Source organism: Dellaglioa sp. CoH-55-MRSF-8, from assembly GCF_056782195.1.
In genome coordinates this window covers 1-362 of sequence record NZ_JBXAYH010000115.1, presented here as the reverse complement: position 1 = coordinate 362, position 362 = coordinate 1, and the positions used below count along the sequence as shown (strand labels likewise).

Here is a 362-nt window from a genome sequence, read left to right as displayed (position 1 = left end):
CGTTTCATAGTCGAGACCAGCTTGCTTCAACGCCTCGATCGTCTTGTGCAGCTCGGCATCGTCACGACTCGTGACTTGTACAGCAAACATGGGCCGCATCAGATCGACTCCCGCTGTACGATGTGACGCGTGCGGGCCTGAAGACGATCCGCCAAATCACGCATGCGTTGCGCGTACTGCAAGAGACGGTTGACTTCGGTCGCGCTGTACACGGGGTGGTTGTTCACCATGTTGTGTTCGGCAGTCACGCGCAGCATCGGGGCCCGGCCGCTTGCAATCAGCTCTTGAGCAGTCAAGCTCGTGAAACCCAAGGGCTTCAGGTACGGCGGGTCGTCGAGTTCCCAGCCCGGAGCACAGCCACC

General features: G+C 59.9%; 1 protein-coding gene. It reads right to left on the bottom strand.

The features are described from left to right. Positions 1-98: 98 nt before the first annotated feature. Positions 99-362: hypothetical protein (locus tag AC1RPW_RS08165; RefSeq protein ID WP_481769467.1), on the bottom strand; the 264-nt coding region annotated here is incomplete at its 5' end.